At 71.0% G+C, this 14,745-nt stretch carries 12 protein-coding genes, 1 tRNA gene and 1 pseudogene; 8 read left to right on the top strand and 6 right to left on the bottom strand.

Annotated elements, in window-relative coordinates:
* Window positions 1-88 precede the first annotated feature (88 nt).
* The 6 genes and pseudogenes from AB0O36_RS09080 (at window position 89) to AB0O36_RS09055 (ending at window position 4,082) form a co-directional block, all read left to right on the top strand.
* Window positions 89-871, top strand: a complete 783-nt coding sequence (locus AB0O36_RS09080; RefSeq protein WP_365106276.1) for a DUF881 domain-containing protein — start codon at window positions 89-91, stop codon at window positions 869-871.
* Window positions 834-1,673 (top strand): class E sortase, encoded by an 840-nt coding sequence (locus tag AB0O36_RS09075; protein WP_365106273.1) that lies wholly within the window; start codon window positions 834-836, stop codon window positions 1,671-1,673. The genes AB0O36_RS09080 and AB0O36_RS09075 overlap by 38 nt, the downstream gene beginning before the upstream one ends.
* Window positions 1,674-1,719: 46 nt before the next feature.
* Complete coding sequence (locus tag AB0O36_RS09070; protein ID WP_365106270.1) at window positions 1,720-1,896, top strand: hypothetical protein; 177 nt, start codon at window positions 1,720-1,722, stop codon at window positions 1,894-1,896.
* A complete protein-coding gene (locus tag AB0O36_RS09065) occupies window positions 1,893-2,531 on the top strand; it encodes an aminodeoxychorismate/anthranilate synthase component II (RefSeq protein ID WP_365106268.1) in 639 nt (212 codons plus the stop codon). Before AB0O36_RS09070 ends, AB0O36_RS09065 begins: the two co-directional genes overlap by 4 nt.
* A gap of 65 nt (window positions 2,532-2,596) precedes the next feature.
* Window positions 2,597-3,304, top strand: a pseudogene (locus tag AB0O36_RS09060) (class E sortase); the annotation flags it as partial.
* A 40-nt stretch (window positions 3,305-3,344) separates the two neighbouring features.
* A complete protein-coding gene (locus AB0O36_RS09055) occupies window positions 3,345-4,082 on the top strand; it encodes a class E sortase (protein ID WP_365106265.1) in 738 nt (245 codons plus the stop codon).
* Window positions 4,083-4,164: 82 nt separating this feature from the next.
* Here AB0O36_RS09055 and pknB read toward each other — a convergent pair whose 3' ends face one another.
* The 6 genes from pknB to AB0O36_RS09025 all read right to left on the bottom strand — a co-directional run bounded on the left by pknB (window position 4,165) and on the right by AB0O36_RS09025 (window position 12,184).
* Window positions 4,165-6,183 carry a Stk1 family PASTA domain-containing Ser/Thr kinase gene (gene pknB, locus AB0O36_RS09050; protein ID WP_365106262.1) on the bottom strand — a complete coding sequence of 673 codons (2,019 nt, stop codon included), beginning with the start codon at window positions 6,181-6,183 and terminating at the stop codon, window positions 4,165-4,167.
* Between the two features lie 144 nt (window positions 6,184-6,327).
* Window positions 6,328-7,788, bottom strand: coding sequence for a penicillin-binding protein 2 (locus AB0O36_RS09045; protein WP_365106260.1), 1,461 nt, complete (start codon window positions 7,786-7,788; stop codon window positions 6,328-6,330).
* Window positions 7,785-9,209: an FtsW/RodA/SpoVE family cell cycle protein gene (locus AB0O36_RS09040; RefSeq protein ID WP_365106257.1), complete on the bottom strand. Its 1,425-nt coding sequence runs from the start codon at window positions 9,207-9,209 to the stop codon at window positions 7,785-7,787. The genes AB0O36_RS09045 and AB0O36_RS09040 overlap by 4 nt, the downstream gene beginning before the upstream one ends.
* A gap of 46 nt (window positions 9,210-9,255) precedes the next feature.
* Entirely contained in the window at window positions 9,256-10,707 is a 1,452-nt protein-coding gene (locus AB0O36_RS09035) for a PP2C family serine/threonine-protein phosphatase (RefSeq protein WP_365106254.1), read from the bottom strand.
* Window positions 10,708-10,839: 132 nt separating this feature from the next.
* Complete coding sequence (locus tag AB0O36_RS09030) at window positions 10,840-11,349, bottom strand: FHA domain-containing protein (RefSeq protein WP_365106251.1); 510 nt, start codon at window positions 11,347-11,349, stop codon at window positions 10,840-10,842.
* 10 nt (window positions 11,350-11,359) lie between these two features.
* Window positions 11,360-12,184 carry a DUF3662 and FHA domain-containing protein gene (locus AB0O36_RS09025; protein WP_365106248.1) on the bottom strand — a complete coding sequence of 275 codons (825 nt, stop codon included), beginning with the start codon at window positions 12,182-12,184 and terminating at the stop codon, window positions 11,360-11,362.
* 387 nt (window positions 12,185-12,571) lie between these two features.
* Here AB0O36_RS09025 and AB0O36_RS09020 point away from each other — a divergent pair.
* Both AB0O36_RS09020 and AB0O36_RS09015 read left to right on the top strand, forming a co-directional pair.
* Window positions 12,572-12,654, top strand: a tRNA-Leu gene (locus tag AB0O36_RS09020).
* A 304-nt stretch (window positions 12,655-12,958) separates the two neighbouring features.
* A complete protein-coding gene (locus AB0O36_RS09015) occupies window positions 12,959-14,734 on the top strand; it encodes a histidine kinase (protein ID WP_365106245.1) in 1,776 nt (591 codons plus the stop codon).
* Window positions 14,735-14,745 lie beyond the last annotated feature (11 nt).

Here is a 14,745-nt window from a genome sequence, read left to right as displayed (position 1 = left end):
GTTCTCCTGTCGATGCGCTGGGGACTTTGCCTCCCCCGGGCGTCCGTTAGCGTAGTGGGTCTTCAGCGTGTTGAAGGAGAAGGGTACGTTGAGCAATTCCGACGACTCCTCCAAGGGTCCCCGGGGCCGGGCCGGAACGGTCCGGCTGCTGACGGCCGCCGTGTTCGCCCTGGCGGGGCTGATCTTCGTGACCAGCTTCAACACCTCCAAGGGTACGAACATCCGCACCGACGACTCCATGCGCAAGCTGTCCGACCTGATCCACGAGCGCAGCCGCGGCAACACGGCCCTGGAGCAGAGCGCCGGAGCCCTCCGCAAGCAGGTCGACGCCCTCGCCGAGCGCGACAACGGCAGCTCGGACGCCGAGGACGCCAGGCTCCGTGCCCTGCAGGCCGGCGCGGGCACCCAGGAGATCACCGGCAAGGCCCTGTCGGTCACCCTCAACGACGCCCCGCCCGACGCCAAGGCCCGCATCCCCAACGTGCCCGAGCCGCAGCCCAACGACCTGGTGATCCACCAGCAGGACGTGCAGGCCGTGGTGAACGCGCTGTGGCAGGGCGGCGCCAAGGGCATCCAGGTGATGGACCAGCGGCTGATCTCCACCAGCGCGGTGCGCTGCGTCGGCAACACCCTGATCCTCCAGGGCCGGGTCTACTCCCCGCCGTTCAAGGTCACCGCCGTCGGCGACCCGGCGGCGCTCCGCAAGTCCCTCGCCGCGTCCCCGGCGATCCAGAACTACCAGCTGTACGTCAACGCCTACGGTCTGGGCTGGAAAGTGGACGAGCACAAGGCGCTGACACTGCCCGGCTACTCCGGCACAGTGGACCTCCACTATGCGAAGCCCGTGGAGAGCGCGACCGCATCCCGCTGACACCGCGCACCCCGACACCGCGCGGCCCGACACCGCGCACCCCGACACCGCGCGGCCCGACCCCGCACGGTTCGCACGGCTGGCCGTGCGGACCTTCAGCGAGGTCTGCCTGACCGCCGGCACCCTGATCGTGCTGTTCGTCGCCTACGTCCTGCTGTGGACCGGCGTGAAGGCCGACCAGGCCATGGCGGGCCAGCGCGACCGGCTGCGCGACCGCTGGGCCGCCGCGGCCGCAGTCCCCGCCCCCGGCACGGAAGGCGCTCCACAGGCCCCTCAGGCGCCGCACACGCCCCAGGGGTCACAGAGCCCCGGGACCCCCGCCGCGTCGCCGCCGGCCCCCGCCTACGCCCCTGGCGAGCCCTTCGCCGAGATGCGCATCCCCCGCTTCGGCCCGGACTGGGTCAAGCCCGTCCTGGAGGGCACCGGCACCGGACTCCTCAAGAAGGGCCTCGGCCACTACGCGCGCACCGCCGCCCTCGGCGGCACCGGCAACTTCGCCGTGGCCGGGCACCGCCGCACCCACGGCGACCCCTTCAAGGACTTCCCCGAACTGCGCCCGGGAGACGCCGTCGTCGTGGAGGACGGCACCACGAGGTACACGTACACGATCAGGAACAGGCCGCTCCGGACGCTCCCCACGGACGTCGCGGTGGTCGACCCGGTGCCCCGGCGCTCCCCCTTCACCGCACCCGGCCGCTACCTGACCCTGACCACCTGCGACCCCGAGTGGGGACACAGCCACCGTCTCGTGGTGTGGGCCGAACTGACAGACGCAAGACCGGTCGGGCGCCCCAGCCCTTAGGCTGGTCCGGAAGAACACAGGGGGTACGGGAAGGACGACGGGCGGAATGTACGGCTGGATCTGGCGGCACCTGCCGGGCAGCGCGTGGGTACGCGCGCTGATCTGCCTGGTGCTGGTGCTCGCCGTGGTGTTCGTGCTGTTCCAGTACGTCTTCCCATGGGCTGAGCCGCTGCTCCCGTTCAACGATGTGACCGTCGACGAGGGATCTGGAGCTAGCCGGTGAGCGCGCGCATTCTGGTTGTGGACAACTACGACAGCTTCGTCTTCAACCTCGTTCAGTACCTGTACCAGCTCGGCGCCGAGTGCGAGGTGCTCCGCAACGACCAGGTCGAGCTCTCCCACGCCCAGGACGGCTTCGACGGCGTGCTGCTCTCCCCGGGTCCCGGCACCCCCGAGGAAGCCGGCGTCTGCGTGGACATGGTCCGCCACTGCGCCGACACCGGGGTCCCGGTCTTCGGCGTCTGCCTGGGCATGCAGTCCATGGCCGTGGCCTACGGCGGCGTGGTCGGCCGCGCCCCCGAGCTGCTGCACGGCAAGACCTCGCCGGTGATGCACGACGGCGCCGGGGTGTTCTCCGGCCTGCCCTCCCCGTTCACCGCCACCCGCTACCACTCGCTGGCCGCCGAGCCGGCCACCGTCCCCGAGGAGCTCCAGGTGACGGCCTGGACCGAGGACGGCATCATCATGGGCCTCAAGCACCGCGAACACGAGGTCGAGGGCGTCCAGTTCCACCCCGAGTCGGTGCTCACCGAATGGGGCCACCGGATGCTGGCCAACTGGCTGGTGCGGTGCGGCGACGCGGGTGCGGTGGACCGCTCGGTGGGGCTGGCCCCGGTGGTGGGCAAGGCCGTCGCATGACCGCGTGCGCGCCGCCCGCGCCCCCAGGGGGCCGGGCCGCGCGGCGCAGGGCCGACCGGGAGGCGGCCAAGCGGGCGCGGCGGCGGCGCCGGGGCGGGCCCCTGGTGATCGCCAGCCGGGCCCTGGGCGAACTGTTCATCACCGCCGGCGTGGTGATGCTGCTCTTCGTCACCTACCAGCTCTGGTACACCAACGTGATCGCCGAGCGGCAGGCCAACGGGGCGGCGGGCTCGCTCCGGCAGGACTGGGACAAGGGTTCCCCGGCCCCGTCGGTCACCGCGTTCTCGCCCGGCCAGGGCTTCGCCATCATGTACATCCCCAAGCTGGACGTGAAGGTCCCGGTGGCCGAGGGGACCAGCAAGCCCAAGGTCCTCGACCGGGGCATGGTCGGGCACTACGCCGAGGGCGCGCTCAAGTCGGCCATGCCCGCGGACAAGAAGGGCAACTTCGCGGTGGCGGGCCACCGCAACACCCACGGCGAGCCCTTCCGGTACATCAACCGGCTGCGCCCCGGGGACCCGATCGTCGTCGAGACGCGGGACGCGTACTACACCTACGAGATGACCTCGGTGCTGCCGCAGACCCCGCCCTCCAACGTCTCGGTGATCAAGCCGGTTCCGGAGGGATCGGGCTTCACCGGGCCCGGCCGGTACATCACCCTCACCACCTGCACCCCCGAGTTCACCAGCACGTACCGGATGGTCGTATGGGGCAGGATGGTCGACGAACGCCCGCGGAGCCAGGGCGCTCCGCCCGCGCTCTCGGGCGCGTAGCACCCGCAGACGCTCGTAGAACAGACGTGAGGACCCCGCAGTGCCGCCTACCGGACATGCTGCTGCCCGTCCCCGCCGCCACCGCCTGGCGGCCTTCCTGAGCCTGCTGGGCGAGCTGCTGATCACCGCGGGTCTGGTCCTGGGACTGTTCGTCGTCTACTCGCTGTGGTGGACCAATGTCCTGGCCGACAGGAACGCGCAGGCCAGGGCGGACGAGGTCCGCGCCCGCTGGCGCACGGCCGCGCCCGCGCCGTCCTCCTCGCCGGCCCCCGGGGCCGGTCCGGGCGCGCTGGACACCGCCGGGGGCATCGGCTTCCTGCACGTCCCGGCGATGCGCAACGGCGAGGTGCTGGTCAAGCGCGGGACCTCGGCGGACGTGATCAACGACGGGGTGGCCGGCTACTACACCGACCCGGTCAAGTCGGCGCTGCCGTGGGACCCTTCGGGCAACTTCTCGCTGGCGGCCCACCGGGACGGGCACGGGGCGAAGTTCCACAACATCCACCGGCTCAAGGACGGCGACCCGATCGTCTTCGAGACCCGGGACACCTGGTACGTGTACAAGGTCTTCGCCGAGCTGCGGCAGACCTCCAAGTACAACGTGAACGTGCTCGCGGCGGTGCCGCGGGAAGCGGGCCGCGACCGGCCCGGCCGCTACATCACCCTCACCACCTGCACGCCCGTCTACACCTCCAAGTACCGCTACGTCGTGTGGGGCGAGCTGGTGCGCACGGAGAAGGTGGACGCGAAGCGCACGCCGCCGGCCGAACTGCGCTGAGCGCGGCCGCGCAGCGCGGCAGTTGGGATGCAGGAAGGCCGGGCCCCGGGGGGCCCGGCCTTCCGGTGTCACTGTTCTGCGGCTAGTTGTTGCGACCGAAGTCGAAGAAGCCGCCGCCGCGGTTGTCGCCGCCGTCCTGCTGGCCGCCGCCTGCCGTGAACAGGTTGACCTGGGTGTTCGGTGCGACCGGCTGGCCGGCCTGCGGCGAGGAGCCGGCGACCCGTGCGCCGTCGTCCGTCGCCGTTCCGATCACCTGGCCGACCTGCAGACCGCTCGCAGTGAGCAGTGCCTTCGCCTCGCCCACGGTCCGGCCGGCCAGGTTCGGCACCGGGACCTGCGCGGCGGCCGCCTTGGCGATGTCCACGTTGATCACGGTGTTCGGCTCGACCTCGGTGCCCGCGGGCTGGCTCTGGTTGACGATGGTCTTCGGCGTCGCGGGAGACTCGACCTCCGTCGTGCTGCCCAGCTTGAGCTTGGCGTCCTTGAGCGCCTTCCTGGCCTGGCTCTCGTTCATGCCCTTGAGGTCGGGGACGACCGCCTTGGACTGTTCCTTGGCCACGGTCAGCGTGATCACGGAGTTCTTCTCGGCCGTGCCGCCCTTCGGGCTCTGCTTGATGACGATGCCCGCGGCCCGGTCGGACTCCTCGTTCGTCCGCTGGACCTGGAAGCCCTTCTCCAGGAGCTTCCGCTCCGCGTCCGCGAACTGGAGGTCCTCCACGTTCGGCACGTCGACCTTCGGCGCGCCCGTGGACACCTTGACCTTGATCTCGCCGCCGTCGTCCAGGCGGCCGCCCGCCTCCGGGTTCTGCGAGCAGATCATGCCCTTGGGCTGGGTGTCGCAGGGCTCCTCGGCCTCCTTGACCACCTTGAGCCCGACGTTGCCCGCGTTCCGGGTGGCGTTGTCGAAGGTCTCGCCGACCAGCTTCGGCACCTGGGGCCGGTTGTCCGCGGTATCGCTGAACACCACACGGCCGATCAGGATCGCGCCGACGAGGACCAGCAGGCCCGCGGCGACCAGCAGGAACGTGGAGGCGCGGTTCTTCTTCTGGCCGCCGCGCCGGCGCGAGCCGCCCTGGTCGTAGCCGTGGTCGGGATAGTGGCCGTCGCCGCCGGGCGGCATCGGCGGCATCATCGAGGTCTGGCCGGGCTCGGCCGTGCGCAGGGCCGTGGTGGGCTGGTCGTAGCCCTGCTGGTGCCCGTAGCCGCCCTGGTCGGGGTAGCCGTAGCCGGCGGCGCCCATGGCCGCGGCGGCGGCGACGGGCTGGCCGTCGAGGCAGGCCTCGATGTCGGCCCGCATCTCGTCGGCGCTCTGGTAACGGAAGTCGGGGTCCTTGACCAGCGCCTTCAGGACGATCGCGTCCATCTCGGGCGTGATCTCGGCGTCGAAGTTCGACGGGGGCTGCGGCTCTTCCCGTACGTGCTGGTAGGCGACCGCCACCGGGGAGTCGCCGACGAACGGCGGCCGGACGGTGAGGAGTTCGTAGAGCAGGCAGCCGGTGGAGTACAGGTCGGACCGTGCGTCGACCTGCTCGCCCTTGGCCTGCTCCGGGGAGAGGTACTGGGCGGTGCCGATCACGGCGGCGGTCTGCGTCATGGTCATTCCGGAGTCGCCCATGGCGCGGGCGATGCCGAAGTCCATCACCTTGACCTGGCCGGTGCGGGTGAGCATGACGTTCGCGGGCTTGATGTCGCGGTGCACGATGCCGGCCCGGTGCGAGTACTCCAGGGCCTGGAGGATGCCGATGCACATCTCCAGGGTGCGCTCGGGCAGCAGTTTCCGGCCGGAGTGGAGGAGCTCGCGCAGGGTGGAACCGTCGACGTACTCCATCACGATGTACGGGATGGAGATGTTGTCGACGTAGTCCTCGCCGGTGTCGTAGACGGCGACGATCGCGGGGTGGTTGAGCGAGGCGGCCGACTGGGCCTCGCGGCGGAACCGGGCCTGGAAGGACGGGTCGCGTGCGAGGTCGGCGCGCAGGGTCTTGACGGCGACGGTACGGCCGAGCCGGGTGTCGTGGGCGAGGTACACCTCGGCCATGCCACCTCGGCCGAGCACGTGGCTCAGCTCGTACCGGCCGCCGAGGCGACGCGGCTCTTCCATAACTTCCAGCCCTCTCCGTCAGTCCCGACCGCACCCGTGTGTGGTCCGGCGGTGTGCTGTTCGGGCAAAGGCTACCGGCCGATCGCAGGAGATCGGTTCGTGACCACAGGCCGATACCGGACCGGTACCGACCGTGCCGGTCGCTCAGCCCTGGCCCTTGATGACCGCCTCCATGACCGCCTTGGCGACGGGGGCGGCCAGGCCGCCACCGGTGGTGTCCTCACGGTCGGCCGAGCTGTCCTCGATCACCACGGCCACGGCGACCGGGGAACCCTGGTCGGTCTTGGCGTACGAGATGAACCAGGCGTACGGCTTCTTGGAGTTCTTCTCGCCGTGCTGGGCGGTGCCGGTCTTGCCGCCGACGGTCACGCCCCTGATCTTGGCCCTGCCGCCGGTGCCGTGCTCCACGACGTTGACCATCATCGACTGCACCTTCTGGGCGTTCTCGGCGGAGAGCGGCCGGCTCATCTCCTCCGGCTTGTGCCGGTCGATGTCGTCCAGGTTCGGCGAGGTGAGCCGGTCCACCATGTACGGCTTCATCAGCTTGCCGTCGTTGGCGACGGCGGCGGCGACCATGGCCATCTGCAGCGGGGTGGCGGCGGTGTTGTACTGGCCGATCGAGCTCAGCGCGTTGCCGTCCTTGCTCATCGTCTTGTCGTAGACGCTGGCGAAGGCGCGGACCGGGGTGTCGATCTTGTCGTCGTTGAAGCCGAACTTCTCCGCGGTCTCCACCATCTTGTCGCGGGTGACCTTGTCGCCCAGGTTGGCGAAGACGGAGTTGCAGGAGACCTTCAGCGCCTCGTTGAGGCTGGCCTTCTCGCAGCCCTTGGCGTGGTTGACCATCGGCGTGCGGGTGCCGGGAAGGATGTACGGCTCGGGGGTGTCCGTGGGGGCGTCGATGTCGGTGACCACGCCGTGCTCCAGCGCGGCCGCGGCGGTGACGACCTTGAAGGTCGAGCCGGGCGGATAGGTCTCCCGGATGGCCCGGTTGACCAGCTTCTTGTCCTCGCTGTCCTTGAGCTCGACCCAGGCCTTCTCGTCGTTCTTGGAGTTGCCGGCGAAGCTGGAGGGGTCGTACGAGGGCGTGGAGACCAGGGCCAGGATCGCGCCGGTGCGCGGGTCGATCGCGGCGACCGCGCCCTTCTTGCTGCCGAGCCCGTCGAAGGCGGCCTTCTGCGCGGCGGCGTTCAGCGTGGTGACCACGTTGCCGCCGGCCTTCTTCTCGCCGGTGAACATGCCGATGGTCCGGTCGAAGAACAGCCGGTCGTCGTTGCCGGTGAGGATGCCGTCCTCCAGGGACTCCAGCTGGGTGGAGCCGAACGCCTGGGAGGCGTAGCCGGTGACCGGGGCCCACATAGGGCCGTCGACGTAGGTGCGCTTGTACTTGTAGTCGCTGCCGTCCGTCACGGTCGAGCCGGTGATCGGGTTGCCCTGGACGATGATGTTTCCGCGTTCCTGGGCGTACTGGGCGATCGAGACCCGGCGGTTCTCCTTGCGGGTCGAGAGCTCCTCGGCCTTGACGTACTGGAGCCAGTTCGTCCGCACCAGCAGCGCAAGGATGAGCAGCCCGCAGAAGATCGAGATGCGGCGCAGTGGCTTGTTCATGACGGGCGGACCACCTGGGTCATCTCGGAGTCGGGGGACGGTGCGGGGGCCGGGGCGGGGCGGCGTGCGGTGTCGCTGATCCGGATGAGGATGCCGATGAGGGCCCAGTTGGCGAGGACGGAGGAACCGCCGGACGCGAGGAAGGGCATGGTCATGCCGGTGAGGGGGATGAGGCCCATGACGCCACCGGCGACGACGAAGATCTGGAGGGCGAAGGCGCCGGAGAGACCGATGGCGAACATCTTGCCGAAGGGGTCCCGGGCGGCCAGGGCGGTGCGTACGCCGCGCTCGATGATCAGGCCGTAGAGCATGAGGAAGGCCATGACCCCGGCGAGGCCGAGCTCCTCGCCGACGGTGGCGAAGATGAAGTCGGAGTTGGCGGCGAAGCCGATCAGGTCGGAGTTGCCCTGGCCCCATCCGGCGCCCAGGACGCCGCCGGAACCGAAGCTCATGATCGACTGGCCGACCTGCTCGCAGGCGCCCGAGGTGGTGTAGCAGGCGAAGGGGTCCAGCCAGGCGTTGACGCGGTAGGCGACGTGGCTGGAGAAGGAGCCGACGACCACGGCGCCGCCGACCGCCATCAGCAGGCCGATCACGATCCAGCTGGTCCGCTCGGTGGCCACGTACAGCATGATCACGAACATGCCGAAGAACAGCAGCGAGGTGCCGAGGTCGTTCTCGAAGACCAGGATGAGCAGGCTCACGGCCCAGATCGTCAGGATCGGACCGAGGTCGCGGCCGCGCGGCAGGTAGAGGCCCATGAAGCGGCGGGAGGCCAGGGCCAGGGCGTCGCGCTTGACCATGAGGTAGCCGGCGAAGAAGACCGCGAGGACGATCTTCGCGAACTCACCGGGCTGGATGGAGAAACCGCCGACGCTGATCCAGATCTTGGCGCCGAAGACGTCGGCGCCGAGGCCCGGGATGATCGGGAGGATCAGCAGGACCAGGGAGGCGGCCATCGAGATGTACGTGAACCGCTGCAGCGTGCGGTGGTCCTTGAGGACGAGCAGCACGCCGGAGAACAGGGCGATGCCCAGCGCGGTGTAGAGCATCTGGTTCGGCGAGGACTCGGAGAACGATCCGAAGGCCCGCTTGGCCAGGTTCTGCAGGCGCTCCGACTGGTCCAGGCGCCAGATCAGCACCAGGCCGAGGCCGTTGAGCAGGATGCCCAGGGGCAGCAGCAGGGGGTCGGCGTACTTGGCGAAGCGGCGGACCACGAGGTGGGCGATGCCGGCCACGACCGCGAGCGCCAGACCGTAGACGACCATGCCCGGGGGCAGTTCGCCGTGGATGGCCAGGCCCACGTTGGCGTAGGCGAAGATCGGGATGACCACGGCGAAGCCGAGCAGCACCAGCTCGGTGTTCCGTCTGCTGGGGAGCTCGATGGCTCCGATGGTGGTCGTGTTGGTGACAACGCTCATGGTGTGGCGGGCCCCCTGTGCCCGCGTGTGACTGCCGCCACTGCTGTTACTGCTTTCCGCACACGCTGACCAGCTGCTGTTCCTCGGGCGTGAGGGCGCTGTCGGCCGGCGGAGTCTGGTTCTTCGCCTCGGCGGTCCGGCGGATCTCGTCCTTCTTGCAGGCGTTGACCTGCAACTGGAGTTCGTCGATCTTCTTCCGGGCGGCGTCGAGGCTGCCTTCGCCGATGGAGCCCTCCACCAGCTTCCGCTTGAACGGCGGCAGGTACTTCAGTTCGATCTCGGGGTGGTCGTTCTCCACCTCGGACAGTTTGACCGGGCCGAGGGTCTGGCTGATGCCGCGGTAGAGCGCGACGTGCTCGTCCTTGACGCCCACGTAGTACTGGGTCTGCGTCCAGCGCCAGCCCGCGTACAGGCCGCCGCCGATGACGCCGAGCGCGAGCAGCACGATCAGCGTGCGGCCGATCCAACGCTTGCCGCCCTTGGCACGCCGGCGGCGCGGGTGGTCGTACGTGTCCTCGTACGCGCCCTCGTCGGCGTACCCGTCGGCTTCGCCGAAACCGCCGCCGTAGCCGCCGGAGCCGTAGCCGGGGGCCTCGCCGCTGCCGGGCGGGCCGAAGGCGCCGGGGGCGGGCGGCGGGCTCTGGCGGCCCAGGCCCGAGGCCCGGCCGGCCGGGGTCTGCATGGCGCCGCCGTCGAACAGCTGGTGCTGGTTCTCGGCGACCGCGCCGACCACCACCGGGGTGTCGTTCAGCTGGGCGGCCAGGGTGTCGCCGCTGTCGGTGTCGAGCACGTCGGCGACGATGCAGGTGATGTTGTCGGGTCCGCCGCCGCGCAGGGCGAGCTGGATCAGCGCCTGCACCGTCTCGTGCGGGCCGTGGTAGTCGGCGAGGGTCTCCTCCAGGGTCTGGTGGGAGACCACGCCGGAGAGGCCGTCGGAGCAGATCAGGTACCGGTCGCCGGCCCGCACCTCGCGGATGGAGAGGTCCGGTTCCACGGTGTCGCCGCTGCCCAGCGCGCGCATCAGCAGGGAGCGCTGCGGGTGGGTGGTGGCCTCTTCCTCGGTGATCCGGCCCTCGTCGACCAGCCGCTGGACCCACGTGTGGTCCTGGGTGATCTGGGTGAGGATCCCGTCGCGCAGCAGGTACGCGCGGGAGTCGCCGACGTGCACCAGGCCGAGCCGCTGGCCGGTCCACAGCAGGGCGGTCAGGGTCGTGCCCATGCCCTCCAGCTGCGGGTCCTCCTCGACCATCACGCGCAGCACGTCGTTGGCGCGCTGCACGGCGGTGCCGAGCGAGGTGAGCAGGTCGGAGCCGGGGACGTCGTCGTCGAGCTGGACGAGGGTGGAGATCACCTCGGAGGAGGCGACCTCACCGGCGGCCTGGCCGCCCATGCCGTCGGCGATCGCGAGGAGCCGCGGGCCGGCGTAGCCGGAATCCTCATTCCCCTCGCGGATCATGCCCTTGTGCGATCCGGCGGCGAACCGCAGGGACAGACTCATGCGCACCTCGCCCGTCGGGTACAACCGGTTTTGAGCCACACTGCCCACCCTCCGGTCGGGAGCGCGCGCGGGTCCGGTTCCCCGAGGATCCGGTCCGCTGCGGCTCGCTCGCTCCGCTCGCTCATTCTCGTACTACTTCCGCAGCTCGATGACGGTCTTGCCGATGCGGATCGGGGCGCCCGGCGGAATGGGCGTCGGGGCGGTGAGGCGGGTCCGGTCGAGATACGTGCCGTTGGTGGACCCGAGATCCTCGACGATCCACTGGCCGTCACGGTCGGGGTAGATCCTGGCATGCCTGCTGGAGGCGTAGTCGTCGTCCAGCACGATCGTCGAATCGTGGGCACGGCCGAGGGTGATCGTCTGGCCCTGCAGCGCGACCGTGGTGCCGGTGAGGGTGCCCTCGGAGACGACCAGCTTGGTCGGGGCCCCGCGGCGCTGGCGCTGCTGCGGGGGCGCGGCGGCCTGCCGGCCTCCCTGGGCAGCCGTGGCACGGCTGTCACCGCCGCCACCGCGGCGCGCGCCGCGCTGGGTCACCCGCGTCCCGAACAGGTCGCTCCTGATGACCTGGACGGCCACGATGACGAACAGCCACAGTACGGCCAGGAAACCCAACCGCATGACCGTAAGGGTCAGCTCTGACATTGCCCCCGCTTCACCCTTCGGCTTGCCGGTAAATGATGGTGGTGCTGCCCACGACGATCCGCGAGCCGTCGCGGAGCGTAGCGCGGGTGGTGTGCTGCCCGTCCACCACGATGCCGTTGGTGGACCCGAGATCCTGGATCGTCGAGGGCGTTCCGGTCCGGATCTCACAGTGCCGGCGCGAGACGCCGGGGTCGTCGATCCTTACGTCGGCCTCGGTGCTGCGACCGAGTACGAGGGTGGGGCGCGAGATCTGGTGGCGGGTGCCGTTGATCTCGATCCAGCGGCGCATCTCCGCACTGCCGGGCACCGGGGCCGGGCCCGCGGGGCCGCCGGGGCGGCGCTGGGGGGCACCGGGCGGCGGGGCGCTGGGCATGGGCGGGGCGCCGACGGGAGGGTAGCCGTAGCCGCCCTGCTGCGGGTGCTGCGGCTGGTGCGGCTGCGCGGGCCGGTCCTGGGAGGTCGAGGCGGCCAGGGTGCGGCTGCGGACCCGGTAGAGGCCGGTGTCGAGGTCGTCTGCCTTCTCCAGGTGCACCTTGATGGGACCCATGAAGGTGTAGCGCTGCTGCTTGGCGTAGTCGCGGACGAGGCCGGCGAGCTCGTCGCCGAGCTGGCCGGAGTACGGGCTCAGGCGCTCGTAGTCGCCGGCGGAGAGCTCGACGATGAAGTCGTTCGGGACGACGGTGCGCTCACGGTTCCAGATCGTCGCGTTGTTGTCGCACTCGCGCTGCAGCGCGCCGGCGATCTCGACGGGCTGGACCTCGGACTTGAACACCTTGGCGAAGGTGCCGTTCACCAGACCTTCGAGTCGCTGCTCGAACCGCTTCAGGACTCCCATGGGGGCACCTCCTCCGTTCCTGTCGCCCTGTACTGATTGCTGAACTGCTTACTGATCGTATCCACGCGTGGGGGATTCGGCTGGTTCCCCTCCTGGCCCGCGGTGAGGAGTGTTGCTCCTCACTAGGGATCGTAGGGGCGGCCCAGGGCCAGTGTCCCGCACCGGGAGGGCAGTGCGGGAGGGGCTGTCCGAAGAGGGGGACGGCGGACGGCCGCGGAGCCGGCGGGAGGTCCTCCGGTACGGGGCCGGGGAGGGGCGGGAGCGGTGTGCGGCGGGTGCCGAGGGGGCGGCGGGGAAAGCGATTTCAATCCACCGTCTCTGACGTGCTAATGTTCCGATGTCGCCAGGGGAACGGCCCGAAAGGGAAGAACCACTGGGACGCTGCTCGGGCGAGTGGCGGAACGGCAGACGCGCTGGCTTCAGGTGCCAGTGTCCTTCGGGACGTGGGGGTTCAAATCCCCCCTCGCCCACAGAGAGAACCCCCGATCCGGAGAAATCCGGATCGGGGGTTTCTTCGTTCCTGCGGGCCGTGCACGGCAGTTGGGCGCTCCGGTGGGATCCGGTGGGATCCGGTGGGGTCCGGTGCGGTGGGGTCCGGTGCGGTGGGGTCCGGTGCGGTGGGATCCGGTGCGGTGGGGTCCGGTGCGGTGGGGGTCCGTCGGCTCGACGGAGACCGGTGGGCCGGGCGGCCGCGGGCGGCGGGCGACTTTCGTCGGCGGGGGCGCGACGAAAGAGGGCTGGGGTGCGGTGCGGGCGTTGCCTAGATTCGGTCGCGTGGATGTGCATGCGAGGGTCCGGGCCGGATGGGAATGGCTGAAGGGGCCGGAGCCGTGGACGCGGCGGGCGCTGGCCGGGGACCTGGTCGCCGCCGCCGTCATCGTGCTCGTCGGCTTCGCCGTCGAGGAGCTGGACGGCGGGAGCGCGCTCCGCGAGACCGCGTCCGCGCTGACCGTGATCGCACTGGTGCTGCTGCGGCGCCGGATGCCCGCCGGGACGCTGCTGGCCGCGGCCGCGCTGGGAGCGGTACTGCCCGGCACCCTGCTGGTGACCCTGATGCTGGGCTGGTCGGCGGGCCGGCGGATCGTCGGGGCCGGGCGGGCCGTGGGTGTGTTCGCGCTCACCTTCCTGCTGTACGTGGGCGGGACGGCGGCCGTCGAGTGGGGTGAGGCGCCGCCGATCCTGCTGGTGGTGTTCACCACGCTGATGTACCTGGCGACCGTGCTGACGCCCGGTCTGGCCAGCCGTTACTGGTCCCAGCGGCGGACGCTGCTGCACGCCCTGCAGGAGCGCAACGCGCGGCTGATGCGGGAGCGGGTGATGGTGGCGGGCCAGGCGCGGCTGCGCGAGCGGCAGCGGATCGCCCAGGACATGCACGACAGCCTGGGGCACCAGCTGGCGCTGATCTCGGTGCACACCGGCGCCCTGGAGGTGGACCCGGCGCTGACGGACCGCCAGCGGGAGGCGGTGGGGGTGCTCCGGCAGGCCTCGGTCGCGGCGATGCACGAGCTGCGCGAGGTGGTGGGCATCCTCCGGGACGGCATCGAGGCCCCGGCGCGGGAGGACGAGCAGGTCGCGCGCGGGGTCGCCGGGATCGAGGGCGTGGTCGCGGCCGCGCGGGCGGCGGGTACCGAGGTGGCGCTGCGTAGGGCGGGGCGGCCGCGGCCGCTGCCCGCGGCCGGGGACCACGCGGCGTACCGGATCGTGCAGGAGGCGCTGACGAACGCGTACAAGCACGCGCCGGGCGCGGCGATCGCGGTGGAACTGCGCTACGAGGACGACTCGTTGGTGGTGGAGATCTCCAACGGGCCGGTGCCGGCGCCGGGTCCGGGCGAGGTGGTCTCGGGCGGCCAGGGGCTGACGGGGCTCCGGGAACGGGCCCGGCTGGTCGGCGGGATGGTGCACGCCGGGCCGGTGGAGGGCGGCGGGTTCCGGGTGGCCGGCGTACTGCCGTACGGGTCCGAGCCCGCGGGCCGGCCGGAGCCGGGGGTGCGGGGTGCGGTCCCGGCGCTGCCCGCGGGGTCGGTCGTGGGGGCCGACGGGGTGCTGCCGGGGTGGGCGCCCGGGTACGCCGAGGGGATCGCGGACGACTTCGGGCAGCAGCGCGTGCCCGCCGGGATACCCGCCGGCACGCCGCCGATGGACTGGGCCGCGGTGGACCGGGAGCTGGCGAGCGGCGGGCGGAGCCGGGCCGGCGGGGCCGCGCTGGGCTGCGGGATCGCCTTCGCGGCGGTGGTGCTGCTGGTGATCGTGGTGGGGGCGGGGGTGGCGCTGCTGGCGTCCTCGGTGACCAAGGGCATGATCGACCGGTCCGAGTACGACGCGATCACGGTCGGGACTCCGGAGCAGGAGGTGCGGGACGGCCTGCCGAGCGGGGACAGCGTGTTCACGCAGGGTCTGGACAAGGGCGGTCCGCCGCGGCCGGAGGGCGCGGGCTGCCTGGTGCTGATGTCCACCGAATCGGGTGACAGCCTGGAGGACGAGCCGGTGTTCCGGTTCTGCTTCCGGGACGGCAGGCTCATCGAGAAGCAGGCGTACGAGATCAGGCGGTAGGCGTGGGCGTG

It is taken from the genome of Streptomyces sp. NPDC089799 (assembly GCF_040684755.1).
Taxonomy (GTDB): Bacteria; Actinomycetota; Actinomycetes; order Streptomycetales; family Streptomycetaceae; genus Streptomyces.
Note: the sequence above shows the minus strand (reverse complement) of the source record. Positions and strands in the feature narration are given on the sequence as shown.